The organism is Paraburkholderia terrae, from assembly GCF_002902925.1.
Taxonomy (GTDB): domain Bacteria; phylum Pseudomonadota; class Gammaproteobacteria; order Burkholderiales; family Burkholderiaceae; genus Paraburkholderia; species Paraburkholderia terrae.
Genome location: NZ_CP026113.1, coordinates 2405740 through 2421801, shown reverse-complemented (window position 1 = coordinate 2421801; position 16062 = coordinate 2405740). Strand labels below are relative to the sequence as shown.

The following is a 16062-nucleotide window of genomic DNA, read 5'->3' as shown; positions in this document are numbered from 1 at the left end:
AACTCGATCGCGGTAGGCGTCCGCGTTTTACGCGCGACAACATTAATGAAGCGCCTTAGGAATAACAACCCATGAAGCAGATCTGGATCACCGGTCACGGCGGACCGGAAAAGCTCGAAATCCGTGAAGCCCAGGATCCGGCTGCGAAGGCCGGCGAGGTGCGCATCTGCGTCAAGGCTTGCGGCATCAACTTCGCCGATATCCTCGCACGTCGTGGCTTGTATCCGGACGCGCCGCGCCCGCCAATGGTCGTCGGCTACGAAATATCGGGAACCGTCGACCAGACCGGCATTGGCGTCGACGAGCAATGGCTCGGCCGCGACGTGTTCGCGCTCGTCCGCTTCGGTGGGTACGCCGATACCGTAACGGTTCCGGCGTCGCAAGTATTCGCGAGGCCGGCGGCGCTGGATCATGCGCATTCCGTCGCGCTGCCCGTTCAGTACCTCACTGCGTGGCAGTTGCTGGTCGTGATGGGCGCGCTGAGTTCCGGCGATTCCGTGTTGATTCACAACGCGGGCGGCGGTGTCGGACTGGCCGCGATCGATATAGCCCGTCACCTAGGCGCGGCCATCTACGGGACGGCAAGTCCCGGCAAGCATGCGTTCTTGCGCGAACGCGGCCTCCATCACGCAATCGATTACACCTGCGGCGACTGGAAAGCGGAACTCATGCGGCTAACCTCCGGCGCCGGCGTCGAACTCATCATTGACCCTCTCGGCGGCGCGCATTGCGCGAAGAGCTATTCCGCGCTGCGCCCGACGGGCCGTCTCGGTATCTTTGGCATCTCTAGCGCTACGACGTCGCAATTGCCCGGCCTGCTGCGCCTGGTCGCGCTCGCCGCTGCAACCCGATGGTTCCATCCGCTCGGACTGATGAGCCACAATCGTGGCGTGTTCGGAGTTAATCTCGGGCATCTCTGGGACGAATTCCCAAAGCTGCAGGTCTGGATGAAGTCACTGCTCGACGGCGTCAATGCGGGTTGGATTCGTCCTCATGTCGATCGCACGTTCCCGTTTCAGGACGCCGGTGAAGCGCATGCGTGGATGGAAGATCGCAAGAACGTTGGAAAAGTCGTGTTGATGGTGAGAAACTAGGATTCTGCTGCGGCCATCTTCGGGTGCGGCCTGCCAAATCCGAGCGAAAGTTGCAAGAGGTGCGAGCGTCAGCGGCAATACTCGAGCACTCGGTAACCCATTGCATCAAACCCGTTGATTTCATAGTTTTGTCCGGAATTCGACGTGTAGCCGCCCGACGAAAACAGAAACACGAATGACCTATAAAGGCAGAACTGCTGTCCCCGAGAAACCGGCTTGAATGTCCTGTCCACTCAGTCCTCAGCCGTTGAATGCCAGACAGCGCGACCGGCCGGAGTGGGTCGTCTACGGAAGTTCGGCTTTCACCATGGATCGCGGTGTTCGAGGCGACCTCGGATTCTCGGGTTCGCTCATCAAGGGACATTCGGCTAGCGCCGTCGAATGTCCGAAGTGCGGGGCGCAGCCGACGCGAAACGTGAGTTGGGAACCCATCAGCGCATTTGAACTTCGCCTCCGAACGCGGCGTGTAGATTTCGTTTTCCCGCTTTCAGAAACCGCAGCTTGGACGAAGTGAAGATGTTCAGCCATGCGATCGCACTTCATCTAGAGGTGGTGCCGCCATTGTGCGGCTCAAGGATATCGGTCATGCCGAACTCGGACACTCCCGGCTCAACGGCAGCATGCAACGGCCAACAGCCATTCGGACTGACATCGTCTTGCTGATGCCCCCTACAGTCGCTGTTGCCCAGCAAAACTGGGAAGGCTACGTGACCGGGCCCGCATTCGCCGCCGCCAGAAACCCGGGTGCTGCGACCGGCCACGGCAAACGTCGGCACTTATGTGAGATTCTGAATGTGCGCTTCCGCACATAGCTTAGCGAGAAATGATTCGGATAAGTCCCTAGTGTTCCTCTCCTTTCGATTACCTATCTTCAAGTTGGAAAGCATTCTCATGGGATGCATCGATCTCTTGCACGTATGGTTCCAACCAAATAAGCGAGCGAGCACAATTTTGTTACGTCAAGCGGTAACGTCTTGTTTTCGCTGATACGAGCACTACACATTTTCACCCTCAAGGCTTGCCGACCCGGTCGCATTGGGCAGTTTCTTCTTTGCCTTGAACCGGAGAATCAGGGCGCAGTTGCCAGACAGTGCATTGATTCGAGGGAGGTGGTTCTCTTTCTCTCGCGTGGGGAAGAATTCGTGGGATTACTCGTCCGTTGATTAACGTGAATTGAAGAAATTCATGAGAAGCAAGAGCGCTATCCGGTCTCTTAGTAGCCGATTTTGGTGACCGGTACCGATGTACCGGTCGCCACCGAAGGCGCAATGGTGCATGCACATCACAGACACCGACAGAAAGGCCCCGAATCTTCAGAAAGGGAACAGCATGTCCACTAGCAACAGGCCCTCTGAGCGAGGGCGTCGCTTTGAACCGGCAACAGATCTGGAAAACAGTTGTTGCGATATTGTTGGCCGGTGGCCCTTAGCTGTACAGCGTGCCGGCGCAATCCCCGACGCAAGCTGCGCGCAACGACTGCCTCGCTAAGTCGACTATCGAGAATCACGACCAGTCCTATCACCGATTCGAAACAGGCCAGAAAGGAGTCCACATGACCACCAACGTTCGCCTGATCGTCAATTGCGACGACGCGGTAATCTTCTGGACCATCGCAAAGCCTATTACCGACTGCTGGGGTTTTGCGATCGAAAAGGAATCGCGAACACCCGACGGCAAGGTAGCGCGTATCACGCTCGATAACCGGAAGGGATTTGAACGGGACAAGCCAAAGATTGGCGAAGTTCGCCCCTCGACGGACTGGCCATTCCAGCGATTCTGGTGGGCGGACTTTACGGCGAACCTGGGTGACGAGGTGCGATATCGCGTCACGCCGATGATCCATACGCAAGGCAAGCTACGCCAGCTGATCAACGAGCAAAGCGATTGGACAGCATGGATCAAGCTCTCGGGCGGCACGCAGGACGGTTTCTCCTCGTACTTCAATCGCGGCCTGGTCATTTCCCAGTTCATGTCACGCTACCTGGAAGATCTTCGGATCAAGAACAAGCTGACGACACGCAAGGAAGCACTAAGCCTGTTCAAGGACAGCCTGACCCAGCATGAGTTGCCCATCCGGAACTTCCTCTCCGGCACATTGCGGACCGAGATGCTGGCGCTGCTCGACAGCGCAAAAAAATCGAAAGGCCATCTCTACGCTGCACTGTACGAACTCGAAGACGACGAGTTGATTGCGGGTTTGACGGCACTCAAGGGAAATGCGCATGTGGTGCTCTCCAATGGATCGATCACGAAGAAGAAAGCCGAAACTTCGAAGGAGGCACGCAAGAGAGACCAAAACAAGAGCGCTCGCAAGCTACTAAAGGATAGTGGAGTAGAGGTGTTTGGCCGATTTGTGTCGCCGGGCGCGCTCGGTCATAACAAGTTTCTCGTACTGACCGATAGCAAAAGCACCGCAAAGATGGCTTGGACCGGCAGCACAAATTGGACCACTACCGGCCTTTGCACGCAGATCAACAACGGTTTGCTCATCGACAACCCAGGCGTGGCTGCCGAATATCTGGCGCAGTGGGAGCGCCTCCGGGATGCCGAAAGCGCATTCCCACCGGCGCTAGTAGATGCGAACGATCAGCCCGCCGCATTCAAGTCCGGAAAGCACTCCTCATCCGGTGAGATCTGGTTCACGCGCACGCACAAGAAGGTCGATCTGGCGGCGCTGGACGACGTGGTCAATTCGGCGAAGGAAGCCGTAATGTTCCTGATGTTCCAACCCGGCGGCACGGCCACGCTGGCCACTATCCGCGCGCTGCAGTCAGCAAGGAAGTCGCTCTACATCAAGGGTGTGGTCAGTACTCCGCCCAGCGATGGGGATAGCACCGACGAGAGCGAGGTTACCGTCGAGACGTTCACCTTGAACAAGAGGGCCAGCGCCACGCTCGACATCGTGCGGCCGGAAGGCATGAACAAGCTTGCCAACTGGGCGGCGACCGTCACCCGCAACGAGTTTCTCACGCGCCAAGGCGGAGTTGTAGGCTACGCGATCGTGCATTCAAAGCTGATCGTCGTCGATCCCTTTACCAACCCGGTCGTCGTGACCGGGAGCCACAACTTCTCAGGCGCGGCAAGCGGAAGCAATGACGACAACTTCATCATCGTGCGTGGCAATCAGGAACTGGCGTTGCACTATGCCACTCACGTTCTGTCGGTGTATCACCACTACCGCTGGCTAGCCTATGTGAACGACTTGCAAAAAAAAGGTAAGCAACCTGGCGGCTTCCTGCTTGAGACCGGTGACTGGCAGAAGGCACAACTCAATAGCGACGCTAAGAGGGAGCTCGATTTCTGGGTGCGTTGATGATCAAGCTGATTGCCCGTCGTAAGCCGAAGCCGTTACCGGAACTACAGTAATCCCATGACCGAGAAGGGTCGAGGAGTATGAGTTCGCCGCTAGAGGAAGCTGCCTTCCGGCTGCTCGATCTCGCCACCGTCAACAAACGGCCACATTGCTGACGTAGAACCCAGCCTGACCGAATGTCAGCTAAGGCACCGAACTGCTGTCCCTGAGAAGCCGGCTTCGATGGCCGGACCAATCCGTTACCTGCTGCGTATTTCGGACGAACGTGACCGGCCGTTTCGGGATGGTGACCGGCGATTTCGGCAACGTGACCGGTCATTTCGGAAACGTGACCGAGCGGACCGGAAGGCAGGATTGGCGTTGCGCATGACATCAACCACGCGGGCTATGCTCGCCGGCTTTGGCCGGAGAGACGATGCCCGCGCACCGGATGAACATGCGCATGATCAAGGACGTTTTGCGACTTAAATTTGACGGCGGTTTCTCGCACGATCGGATCGCCGCATCACTGGGCATATCCAAGGGCGTGGTCACGAAGTACATCGGACTAGCCAGTGCCGCCGGGCTGGACTGGGCAAGCGCCTGCGATATGGATGAAGGCGAACTCGAGCGGCGGCTTCTCGGCAAGCCCACGGGGCCAGCAGCCTATGCCCAGCCCGACTATGGACGCATCCATCAGGAGCTGCGTCGCAAGGGCATGACGCTGACGTTGCTATGGGAGGAATACCAGGCTGAGTTCGCGGACCGGCAGACCTACCGCTATACGCAGTTCTGTGGGCACTACAAGGCGTTCACAAAACGCCTGAAGCGCTCGATGCGTCAGATTCATCGCGCCGGCGAGAAGCTGTTTGTCGACTTCGCCGGCCCCACGTTGCCACTGACGACTGGACGCCGCGCGCACATCTTCGTAGCGGCTATGGGCGCATCGAGTTACACGTTCGCATGTGCGACGCCGGCCGAGACGATGGAGGACTGGCTGGGCGGGATTGCTCGCGCGCTGACCTTCTATGGTGGTGTGCCGCAGTTGATCGTCCCGGATAACCCGCGTGCGATGATTGCCGATCCCGATCGCTATGAACCTCGCGCCGGCGACACTGTGCTGGACTTCGCGCGTCACTACGGCACATCATTCCTTCCTGCGCGCGTATATCGTCCGCAGGACAAACCGAAGGTAGAGGTTGCGGTCCAGGTGGTCGAACGCTGGATCATGGCGCGCCTACGTCATCACCGGTTTGACTCGGTCCACTCGGTCAATGAGGCGATCTGCCCGCTGCTCAGGAACCTGAATGAGAGGCCATTCCAGAAGCTGCCGGGATGTCGTGCCAGCGCGTTCGCCCAGCTGGACGCGCCGGCACTGCAGCCGCTGCCGGCACAGCCCTATGAGCTCGCGCGCTTCAAGACCGTGACGGTTCACATTGACTATCACGTCGAGATCAACAAACACCGCTACAGCGTGCCGCACGCGCTGGTCGGCCTCAAGCTCGATGCGCGTATCACGGCGGGCACTGTCGAACTGCTACATCGCGGTCGCCGCGTCGCCAGCCACGCACGTAACGATCGCGCAGGCAGCTATACCACTGTTGTCGAGCACATGCCTGCGGCACACCGCGCTCATCTGGAATGGACGCCGCAGCGGCTGATTCATTGGGGACAGCAGATCGGCGCGGCAACTGGCGCGCTCGTCACCCGGCTGCTGCAGGAGCAACGCCATCCGGAACACGGCTATCGGGCGTGCCTTGGATTGCTGTCGCTCTCACGTCGCTATGGCCGTGACCGTCTCGAAGCCGCCTGCGCGCTGGCGCTGGAACTGGGCGTACACCGTTACCGCCACGTGCGCGACATCCTGGTCAACAACCGCGACCGGGCGGCGGTGGCAACGCCTACCGACTGGACCAGCCCGAGCCACGCGCATGTACGCGGCCCCAGCTACTACCAATAAAGAAGACCACCATGATGATGCAACAGACACTGACGCAATTGCGCACCCTGAAGCTGGACGGCTTCGCTGACGGCCTGGAAGAACAATTGACGCAGCCCGGTGCGGCCAGCCTGAGCTTCGAGGAACGCCTGTCACTGCTGGTCGACCGGGAAGCCAGCTGGCGTGATGATCGCCGTCGTACCCGATTGCTCAAGCAGGCGCGCCTCAAATATCCGCAGGCCGCCATTGAGGATCTCGACACGCGCGCTGGCCGTGGCGTCGATCCGCGCTCGCTCACGAGCCTCGCACTCGGTGACTGGGTGCAAGCGGGCTACAGCCTGCTCATAAGCGGCCCAACTGGCGCGGGGAAATCGTGGCTCGCTTGCGCCCTGGCCCAATACGCTTGCCGGCGCGGGCATTCAGCCTTGTATCTGCGCGTGCCGCGACTTGGCGAGGAGCTTCGCGTTCTGCACGGCAACGGCGGCTTCACAAAATGGCTGCTGCAGGTTGCCCGCGTCGACGTGCTTCTACTGGACGATTGGGGAATGGCGCCCCTCGATGCGATGGTTCGAAACGATCTGCTCGAGATGATCGATGACCGCTCGGCGGGAAAGGCGACCATCGTCACCAGCCAGTTACCGATTGAGCACTGGCATGGATGGATCGGCGACGAGACTATCGCCGACGCAATGCTCGACCGCCTCATGCAGCGTCATCATCGGATCACGCTTACCGGTGAATCCCTCAGAAAGGCATCGCCAAAACCCAACGTCCTGGAGCCCGAACTCGACCAGAACTAACAAGGAAATCTACAATCAACACCGCGCAATGCCAAACCCCGCCGAATCGGTCACGTTCCCGAAATCGGCGGTCACGTTCGCCGAAATACGCACCTGCCGTTGAACCCTTGGCAGAGCGACTGGCCGCTCAGGGTCGGGTGCTGTCCTCGGGAGGCAGGACAGCTGTCGTTCGACGTAACAGCTTGTGCAATGACCGCAATGGCCGATCTGCTTCCACCGGGCATCCGACAGGTTACGAAGTGAACCATCCATTGGAATGACGGCAGTCTCTGTTGCGAGAACGGCAACTATGGCCGAAGCACCTGTTCAATGAAAGTGCTGAGGAGCCGCCCGTGAAATCTTCAACGGGAGCTTTCGGGCGACTTCTGCGAATGAGTACCGTCGACTGAAGAGGGTCGGTTTTGTTCGTTCGGTGTCGGCTCGGGTTCGGCAATGATCAGCCGGTCCGACGAAGATTCCAAACAGTTCCTCTTCAACCGGCTGCGGCCATGAGAAACCTTGTCGGTAGTTATGGGATGCATGGCGATCGTTGCACCGAAGCGATCTGCTGGTTTAAGCACGTACCGTATCCGCATCGCGGTTCTCACTGGCATGTCAACGTGGCAAACAGGTGCCAGTGAAATGTTGCAATTGATGCAGCATGGTCCGGCGTCTATCATCTGACTGTAATCTACCGTACGCGGAGGCCTCATGCACAGGATCGCGCTGGGGATGATCGGAGCAGCACTCGCCGCGTGCGCCATGACGAGCACATCCCAGACGGGTCCGAACGGTCGCCCCGTCCACCACATCGACGCCATGACGAGCGCGAGCATGTGGGACAAGGCAGGAAGCTTGTGCCCGAACGGCTACAACATCGTGATGCAGCCGCAGGAGACGAGTAGCGTCGATTGGGAGATGGCAATCGAGTGTAAGTGAACGGATAGGCCGCTAGATGAGTTGCCAAGCAAGAAATTGTTTGAGCACTTCGGCAGTGGCATCCACGGCGATGGCCAGCTCTCGACTTGGCACCGTACTGCTAGCGGTGACAAGCGGAAGGTAAGTCTCAGGAGGCGCGGCCAAGCCACGCACGGCGGCATGACATGTCCGAGCCGACACCAAACCTTGATCGCATACACGAGGATGGATGTCGCTCTCAGCGCTCTGCCGTCTAACGATCCGGCGCTTATCGCCTCATCTTGAGACATTCAAGCTCATCTGTAGAGTGTAAGTAACGGGTCGCTAAGACTCGTTCGTTGACAGCGAGACATGCCATTCGTCGACGCCAGTCTGTGGATGACAGCTTACCACCGGGAGCCGACGCATTCCGCTATCGCCAAAGTCCGGCAAAGGCCGAACGTCAGCGTTCGTTGAAAGGCAGGGGCTGCCAAGGGCGGGCGATTGGATCACAGCCCGAAAGCAGCCATTCGGCCCGAGGTAGCGCAACTCTGCGTGTTAAATTGGTACCTTCATCTATAAATCGGTCGGCGGTTACCTTTAACGTCAGGCGGTAAAGGCAACGGGCAACCGCCCGGCGGTCCAGCCGACGACACAAGGAGCCCGTGGCCGTAACAACGGGGCAAATCAGAGTGGAAAAGCAGACTGTCGCGGAGGAAGGGTATGTCTACGTCCTTGGGGTCAAAGACATCGATCTTCCAGTGTCCAAGATCGGAAGAACTACCAGAGATCCGGCGGTTCGCTGTGCAGAAATCAATCAGAGTTCGACGGGTGACTTCATCTGGGAGGTCACGCATCAGATCGCCGTGAGCGACTGCCGCAAGCTGGAATTGCTGGTTCACGAAAAGCTCTCGCCGCTCCGGCAGAAACGACGCGAGTTCTTCAATATCTATCCGGACGCGGCGATTCGCGCGATTGAATCCATACTCGCGTCGGCGTCAGATCTAAGGATGGTCACTCTTAATGAAATCCGGATGGAGGATCCCCGCGTATCAGAAAGAACAATTGTTCCCCGCAGACAGATTACGCGTTCCGGGAAGGACACCATATACGCCCATCTGCTAGACGGATTCACCGAATTGCTGAATGTCAAAGGACGACCATTCGGCCAATTAAACAAACCCACTTTCGGGATCAGTGACGGGCATGAGGGCGTCCAGTGGAACCTGAAGATCCGTCCGGACGATCAGACCGCGCGTGTAGGCGTCAATCTTGAGGGCTTGGCCTATCGTGGTTGGCCGATTGCTGCGTTGATCAAGTCCGAACTGGGCACCCCGGTGTTACCACGGTTGGTACCTCAGTTGCGCGACCGCCAGAACATCACCTTGCGATTCGCTCGCGACGCGTGGCAGGCCACAGCAAGACCGTCAATCCTGGAGGAAAATCTGGGTGGACGTGAGTTCCATCTCCCAGAACTCACCGGCGATTTGTGGCACACGATCCTCACCGAAGCCCTCGGCTGTCTCAACAAGGAGCGGAACTACCTTGGCCGAGCTCGCCAAACGGTGACCCTGGTGAGAAAGGCGGGTCTGGAGCCGGAGTCAAGGATCATGGAGGTTTCGCCTCACCTCACTATATGGACGCCAGTGGATCCATCACGCGACTCCGTCGACGAATTGTCTTCAGCAATCGAGAGACTGTTACCCATCCATGACTGGGCTTCGAAGGCGAGCGGCGCGTAGGGTTTCGCATTTGAAGAAGATCGCCAACTAACCACACAATTAACCAGAAGCCCTACCGCTTCGCCTTTGTGCGAGTGCCCTAGTTGGCCGCTGTCGAGCGCAGGTTATTGCGAAGCTAGGCAACAGTGAGCGCTTGCCGTTGAACTTGTCGATCGTCTCCTTGGGGGCGTGAGTGTCAGTTCGCTGATGCAGGCAGTTACAGTCTCGCAGCGCGACGCTGCGAAAGTCGCCAATGCGCCAAGCTGCCGACGTTGCACGCAACCAGTTCCAATGTCGGCAATGGCCGAGAAGCGACACTTCTACATGCGAATTTACTGGGCGATTCCTGATGCGGAACGGACGCCCGAATGTCTGAGCGACGGTGCGAGCGATTGACGCTTGGCCGTATCCGGAAGTTCGATGTCGAACCCCCGTGGTTGAGACAGGCGTCCCCTCGAATATCCAATGCCGAACCCTTTCGGAGACTGCGATCCTCCGACTGGCACCGGCGGATTCACATAGTGGCTGAACAGGTTTTGCTCGCTACCAAGTGCCGGTTCGCCCTCTTTTCTGCACGACTGAGAAAACTAAAGAGGCTCTACACGGCTTTGTTCCGGTTCGCGCGGTCCAATACGCACGCTCACCACAACACACGGTTCGAAAAGCAGGCCGAACGTGATGCTGATTTCCCACGAAACGCAAATGCCACAGAAGGCGCAAGTGATGTAGATTAGGATCTCGTTACGACCCACGACTGTATCTTCGAATCGGTCGCCATCGGAGTTAGTTCTGAAGTTGCACAGGAGCCGGCGTGAACACGAAGCATAGCAAGAAGGGGCATCTCGAAGCCGCGGCGTCACACCACGAGCAGGCCGCGCGACATCACCGCGAGGCTTCCCGGCATTTCGAGGAAGGTCGAGACTTTGCTCACGCCGCACATCAGGCGATGATGGCCCATGGCCACACGTTGCATGCGATCGATCACGCACACGACGCTGGTGCGCACAGCACCAATACGCCGTCGATAACGCCTCCGTCGACCGGCTCAGGCGTAAGTGCCGCGGACGTGGCAAAACATCATGCGGCGGCCGTGGAGCTTCACACGCAGGCGGCGCAGCATATGCGCCACGCTGTCAATCTCTTCGATCAGGATCGTAGCGCGGTCTCCCACGACGCACAGCTAGCACTCTCCCTCGCACTGCGCGCTTTGTCACATGGCAACGAAGCAGCCAGACTCTTTGTCAAGCTCGCTGCCAGTGGTGCTTCGTGAGTTAAGGTTGGTTGAATTCAAGCCGGTCATCCCGTACGGTGAAGTATTCGGAGTGGTGCGGTATCCGTCTACACCGCCTATTGAGCGCACCCAACGCTGAAACGCTTTCCGCACGGCATGCACGCCGTAAAGCACCAGGTTGTCGCGCGGATCTACGGTCGTGGGCCTGCCGTACAGATCCGCGCATTGATTGGTATGGAGCAATCCAGCGTGCCACTCTCGACTAGACCTTTCGCTCCAGCAGGTCTGTTGCGAAAGACTTTGCGTGCGCTACGGCCTCGTGCGCGTCGAGGAATACTCCGAGCTGCTCCCAGCGTTCCTCGACCCCATATGTTCCTTTGATACCGAGTGCCCTCTGAACGAGCAATTGCGCTGCGTACCTGCCGTCCTCCAATGGTCGAGCTGTCGCTATTACCTTGTGCGGAAGGTCGGATCTTTCTAGCTGGACCAACTCGACGGGACCGCCAGGTACACCGATATCTTTCAACTCGTTCCTGACTTTGCAGTCCGGGCAGTAGAAGCACCACCCCTCGTCCTCGTGATTGGGTCTGACCTGCCCGCGAGCCAGCACGGCACGACATTCAACGTTTTCGCAGATGAACGGCATAGCAGTTTCCGGAGTTGTTTGAAAGAAATCCTAGCATGTCCGCCGACGGCCAACCATCGACATTGTTGCCTGCCTGAGGGTAAGGAAAACCCTCAAACGCGAGCCGGTGAGGTCGCGTCAGCCTGCCGCATAGTCGCCATGATCAGGTATAGACCACCGCCGATCGCCCCAGCAGGTGATCCAGGTCGAACCGACGGCCATCAGTGCCCTGAATGGGCCCCGCGCGCCGTCGACGCCGGCCTCCCTGGTTTGGTTGAGCACCCGCTCCTCGGAATGCCGTGGCTGAACGCAGGATGTACCGCCTACCCCTCTGCGTTCCGCAAGACAGCAATTGAAGGGAAATGCATAGTACATGCAGGATTCTTTGCATGGTGATCGTCACCATGGCGATCAATGGGTGCATGGCTGCGGACGCGGCAAGTACGTGCGCTCCAACATTGCCCGAAGTCGATGCACAACATGGCTTCAAGATCCGGCTCGACTACAGCCTTCTCATCTGGACCGTTCGCCGCCTTTCTGCTGCGTTGAACCATGCAGCGAAGGGCCTCGACCTCCGCTGCCCAGCGAGTATCACTCGCGAGACCGGCCAACGTGATGCTAAGTGCGGTGCCTGTGCCCGTGGCCGGCACACACAACACCGTGTCGCGGGATCCCCCGTGATGCAATGCATGTATAGACCCGACGCCTTTTGCAAGCTTGGGGATGATGCCGAGCCCGGTTGCAGGCCGACCGAACCGGGCGTTGTCGCCAGCGGTAATAAAGTCTCACGTCATCGCGAGCTCAAAGCCACCGCCAGGCGCAAAGCCCGCGATAGCAGCAACTGCACGCTTGCTCACCGGACATATCGTTTCTCAATTGCGCATGATGAAGTGCGCGCTTTTCGACCTCAGCGAAGTCAAGGTTCGCTATCGCGGCGATATCTGCGCCTGCAGCGAACGGTTAGTGGTAGGAATTTTGTCGTAGTGCGTTGAGGAACCCCTTGATTCTGTCAAGGCCCTGAAGCGCTCGCCACGGGTCACGCACCCCTGGCGATGGTGTTCTTCGAGCCCGTGTTATCACCTTGCATCGGCTGCATTGTAGTGTTTGGCAGTGAGTCGAAGGTGTGTCGTAGGGTGTCCTGCATCGGGAACGCGGCTCACGACTGCGGCGCGCAGCGCGCCGCAGTTCCTACACATACTGTTATGCCTAAGGTTGAGCAAACACGTCTGTGCGATTGCCCAAATTGCCTGAGTTTGTTTGCACGAAAAACGGCACAAACGTCGATCCGATCGCGACCAACCCTTGATAGTCTCCGACGAAGAAACCCTCGGCGTTCGGCGCGGTCTTGAGGTCAAACGCTCCCGCCAGATGTATTTCATTGGCGAACGTCGTTCCGTTGTCTGCCGATGTCGTTTGCCAGATATCCGTCGGTAGTGTCGAGGTGTTGCCATCCGCCAGATTGCGGAAATCGTAGTACGTCACGGCAACGGTCCCCGACGAATTGACGCTAATGTTCGGGTTGAATGCCGGTCTTCCCGTGGGTGTATTGACCCGGATCGGAGCGCTCCATGTGCTGCCGCCGTCTTTGGAAGTGGATAGCGCGATCTCATCATAGAGCCCGCCATTAAAGCGGGAATCCTGCCAGACGACATAGAGTTGCCCGGTCTTCGGATCGATCGCGGGCTCAGGAATAATGTCTCCTGAACGCACCGGTTGCCCGGTGTTCGGATCAAACACCGATACGGTCTGCAAACCAGAGATGATCTTCGGCTTCGTCCACGTTGCGCCGTCGTCAGTTGATTTGATGAACGCAACCTTCCCGGCCGCTTTCGAGAACGGCGGAGAGATCAGGTTGAAGAAGTCGTAGAGCGTTCCGTTCTGCGAGTTGACCACGATCTGGTTACCGATCGTCTGCTGCCGGGAAGGCAACGCCACGATCACGGTTGGCCGACTCCATGTCATGCCGCCATCGGCTGTCTTCGAGAACATCGATGGTCCCCGGAACGCGGCCGTATGTCTGTTGGCGTAGGGATTGCCGTTTGGCAATTCCAGTCGGTCCCATACAGCATAGGCGACGCCTGCCTTGGTTGGATTGGCCGTCACCGATTCCTTGTCGTTGAAGAATTGCAAGGTCGGTTCGTTGTTCGCGATGATGATGCTCGGCTTCGCCCACGTCAGGCCGCCGTCCTTCGAAACGGAGGCCAGCACGGCATTGCTGTTGTTGGATTGATTGAAGGAGATCGATACAGCGTACGCCGTTCCATCCGGGCCGATCGACACCCACGGATCGGACGCGCGTTCGTAGCCAGTTCCGCCTGCGCACGCACTGAAAGGCAGTGCAACCGGCGTGCCCCACGTAAAACCGCCATCGAATGACGGGCGGGCAACCAGGCCGTGGGCGCCGCCGTTGTCCCATCGGTCCTGTTGCCATACGCCGATCAGGTTCGACGGGTTGCTCGGATTCGTAGCGATCCAGGGTTCGACTTCGGCGTTCACGTAGTTCGTGCCCGGGCCACCTATGGTGCAAGCGGCAAAAGGACTGGGACCGGAGACCAGCACGGGCGCAGCCTGACTAGTCGGAATGATTGTGGCGAGGACAACAGCGAGCGGAATGCCGCTCAACAATACACGGTGCTTGTCGCAACGCATGGAAGGCTCCTTTCCATTGCGGCCTGTAACAGCCCACAGTAGCCTGCTGGCAGTTGCGAAGGAAGTGGAGTGGCATTGCATCTTCGCCGATGGTTTCATCGATGGCATCGTCGGCGCGTATTGTGTCCACCATTGTTCGCTCGCCAGATTCGCTACCGCTTCAACCGCCACAGACCGCGAGCGCTGATCACCGCCAGCGCGTCGGTCAAGACTGCACTACCAGATATCAAACCGGTTTCTCGCGCACCAGAAACGTCGCTTCGCGATGACTGGACTCTCTGCCAGGACCGCCATTTGTCTGATGCGTGGAATGGACTTTAGGTCGTGGCGAACGACGTTGCGCGAATTTTTTGTAACATTTGAAAGCGATACGCACTCTTATCTGTCGAGCCGTACCAGGCACTGTTTCGACATGTGCTGATATGGGATTCGGACGCCCGCTCGGCACATACGCATTGCCTGATCGCGTCACGATGGGGCCGAGACTCAGTGCAATGTGCGGAAGGGCAACAACGGGTTCGACTACTGTCCTCTGGACGCGCACAAAGCTGCCGTTGGACCAGATCGTGTACTCGACGTCAGCAATGCTAATCATTTCCGCCGTTGGACGATGGTCGTGCCAACGGCGGCTATGGCCGAAGACCCGACGCCAACTCCCTGCGATCGAGTGATCACTTACGAAGCGGAACGACCGTCGGAATGTCCTCGCGATGCATCGAACGGAGATCCCGTCATGCTCGACTGCCGCCCGACGCAGTAAAAGGCACCACAGACGACGCGATGCCGCGGACGCGTTCATAACAACATAGGCGTCGTCGCACACCAGTGTCGCCAGTTACACCTACTCTGGCGCTCTACGCTAAGACATATCCGCCGCAAACACCGAAGCCTGCTCGAGAAAATTCGCCGTCTTTGCTGGCGTCGATTCAATCCGCGATGCCAGCACCAGCCGGATCGAAATAGGTTTGCCGAGTGCGTCAACGTACACGACGCCTTCAACCCGTATCTGACAAACAGAAGCCGGCACCAGCGACACCCCAAACTCCGCCGCCACCAGATTAACCACCGACGACAACTGCGGCGCCTGCTGCCCGGCAATCGGCTCAAAGCCAGCTTCCCTGCACGCACCGACGATCACATCATGCAACGTCGGGCTAGCCTCTCGCGGCAGCATCACGAACGGATCTTCGGCCAGATCCGACAACGCGATCTTGCGTTTCTTCGCAAGACGATGCGTGGCGGGAAGCACGATCTTCATCGGCTCGATTGCGATGTGATGGAACTGCACCCCAGCGGGCGACTGGCTGCCGAGCCGCACGAACGCGACATCCACGCGGCGTTCGTCGAGATAGGCGAGCAGTTGCGCCGTATTGCCTTCCGCCAGCGTGAGCGTGACATTCGGATAAGCCTGCCGGTAAGCGCGGATCAGCTTCGAGACGACAGGATTGAAAGCCGCCGATCCCGTAAAGCCGATATTCAGTTGCCCGATCTCGCCGCGCCCGGCGCTTTGCGCCTTTTCGACGGCGATACGCGTGTCGTGCAGGATGCGTTTGGCGTCGGCGGCGAAGGCTTCGCCCGCTTCCGTCAGCACGACGCCATGCCCCGTGCGGCGAAACAGGCGCACGCCCATTTCGTCTTCGAGCGCATGGATTTGCTGGCTGAGGGGCGGCTGACCGATGCCCAGCCTTTCGGCCGCGCGGGTGACGTTGCGCTCTTCGGCAACGGCGAGAAAGTAGCGGATATGACGCAGTTCCATGCGATATATGGAAAAGCTATTTCAGAAAGACGCGATAGATATTGGACAGTATAACAGTCCCGCGACAAAATATCGCTAT

10 protein-coding genes are annotated in these 16062 nt (G+C 58.6%); 7 read left to right on the top strand and 3 right to left on the bottom strand.

Annotated elements, in window-relative coordinates:
• The first annotated feature begins 71 nt into the window (after positions 1–71).
• From C2L65_RS40570 to C2L65_RS45900, 7 genes are all read left to right on the top strand, one after another.
• Positions 72–1094 carry a zinc-binding dehydrogenase gene (locus C2L65_RS40570; protein ID WP_042316790.1) on the top strand — a complete coding sequence of 341 codons (1023 nt, stop codon included), beginning with the start codon at positions 72–74 and terminating at the stop codon, positions 1092–1094.
• 1552 nt (positions 1095–2646) lie between these two features.
• A complete protein-coding gene (locus tag C2L65_RS40565; protein WP_042316788.1) occupies positions 2647–4407 on the top strand; it encodes a phospholipase D-like domain-containing protein in 1761 nt (586 codons plus the stop codon).
• A 415-nt stretch (positions 4408–4822) separates the two neighbouring features.
• The gene (gene istA, locus C2L65_RS40555; RefSeq protein ID WP_042317358.1) at positions 4823–6346 is read left to right on the top strand and encodes an IS21 family transposase; all 1524 of its coding nucleotides are present in this window, start codon (positions 4823–4825) and stop codon (positions 6344–6346) included.
• Positions 6347–6357: 11 nt separating this feature from the next.
• Positions 6358–7125 carry an IS21-like element helper ATPase IstB gene (gene istB, locus C2L65_RS40550; protein ID WP_042317356.1) on the top strand — a complete coding sequence of 256 codons (768 nt, stop codon included), beginning with the start codon at positions 6358–6360 and terminating at the stop codon, positions 7123–7125.
• Between the two features lie 690 nt (positions 7126–7815).
• Positions 7816–8043: a hypothetical protein gene (locus C2L65_RS40540; RefSeq protein WP_042317123.1), complete on the top strand. Its 228-nt coding sequence runs from the start codon at positions 7816–7818 to the stop codon at positions 8041–8043.
• Positions 8044–8693: 650 nt separating this feature from the next.
• A complete protein-coding gene (locus C2L65_RS40535; RefSeq protein ID WP_042317126.1) occupies positions 8694–9743 on the top strand; it encodes a GIY-YIG nuclease family protein in 1050 nt (349 codons plus the stop codon).
• Positions 9744–10533: 790 nt separating this feature from the next.
• Positions 10534–10992, top strand: coding sequence for a hypothetical protein (locus tag C2L65_RS45900; RefSeq protein ID WP_156132426.1), 459 nt, complete (start codon positions 10534–10536; stop codon positions 10990–10992).
• Between the two features lie 223 nt (positions 10993–11215).
• Here the strand turns inward: C2L65_RS45900 and C2L65_RS46840 are convergent, their stop codons facing one another.
• The 3 genes from C2L65_RS46840 to C2L65_RS40520 form a co-directional block, all read right to left on the bottom strand.
• A complete protein-coding gene (locus C2L65_RS46840) occupies positions 11216–11599 on the bottom strand; it encodes a hypothetical protein (RefSeq protein ID WP_042317127.1) in 384 nt (127 codons plus the stop codon).
• 1185 nt (positions 11600–12784) lie between these two features.
• The gene (locus C2L65_RS40525) at positions 12785–14227 is read right to left on the bottom strand and encodes a sialidase family protein (RefSeq protein WP_042317130.1); all 1443 of its coding nucleotides are present in this window, start codon (positions 14225–14227) and stop codon (positions 12785–12787) included.
• 859 nt (positions 14228–15086) lie between these two features.
• A complete protein-coding gene (locus C2L65_RS40520) occupies positions 15087–15983 on the bottom strand; it encodes a LysR family transcriptional regulator (RefSeq protein WP_042317131.1) in 897 nt (298 codons plus the stop codon).
• Positions 15984–16062 lie beyond the last annotated feature (79 nt).

Coding starts and splice junctions, on each gene's coding strand:
- C2L65_RS40570 (WP_042316790.1), top strand. CDS start 72: ATGAAGCAGATCTGGATCACCGGTCACGGCGGACCGGAAAAGCTCGAA.
- C2L65_RS40565 (WP_042316788.1), top strand. CDS start 2,647: ATGACCACCAACGTTCGCCTGATCGTCAATTGCGACGACGCGGTAATC.
- istA (WP_042317358.1), top strand. CDS start 4,823: ATGCCCGCGCACCGGATGAACATGCGCATGATCAAGGACGTTTTGCGA.
- istB (WP_042317356.1), top strand. CDS start 6,358: ATGATGATGCAACAGACACTGACGCAATTGCGCACCCTGAAGCTGGAC.
- C2L65_RS40540 (WP_042317123.1), top strand. CDS start 7,816: ATGCACAGGATCGCGCTGGGGATGATCGGAGCAGCACTCGCCGCGTGC.
- C2L65_RS46840 (WP_042317127.1), bottom strand. CDS start 11,599: ATGCCGTTCATCTGCGAAAACGTTGAATGTCGTGCCGTGCTGGCTCGC.
- C2L65_RS40525 (WP_042317130.1), bottom strand. CDS start 14,227: ATGCGTTGCGACAAGCACCGTGTATTGTTGAGCGGCATTCCGCTCGCT.
- C2L65_RS40520 (WP_042317131.1), bottom strand. CDS start 15,983: ATGGAACTGCGTCATATCCGCTACTTTCTCGCCGTTGCCGAAGAGCGC.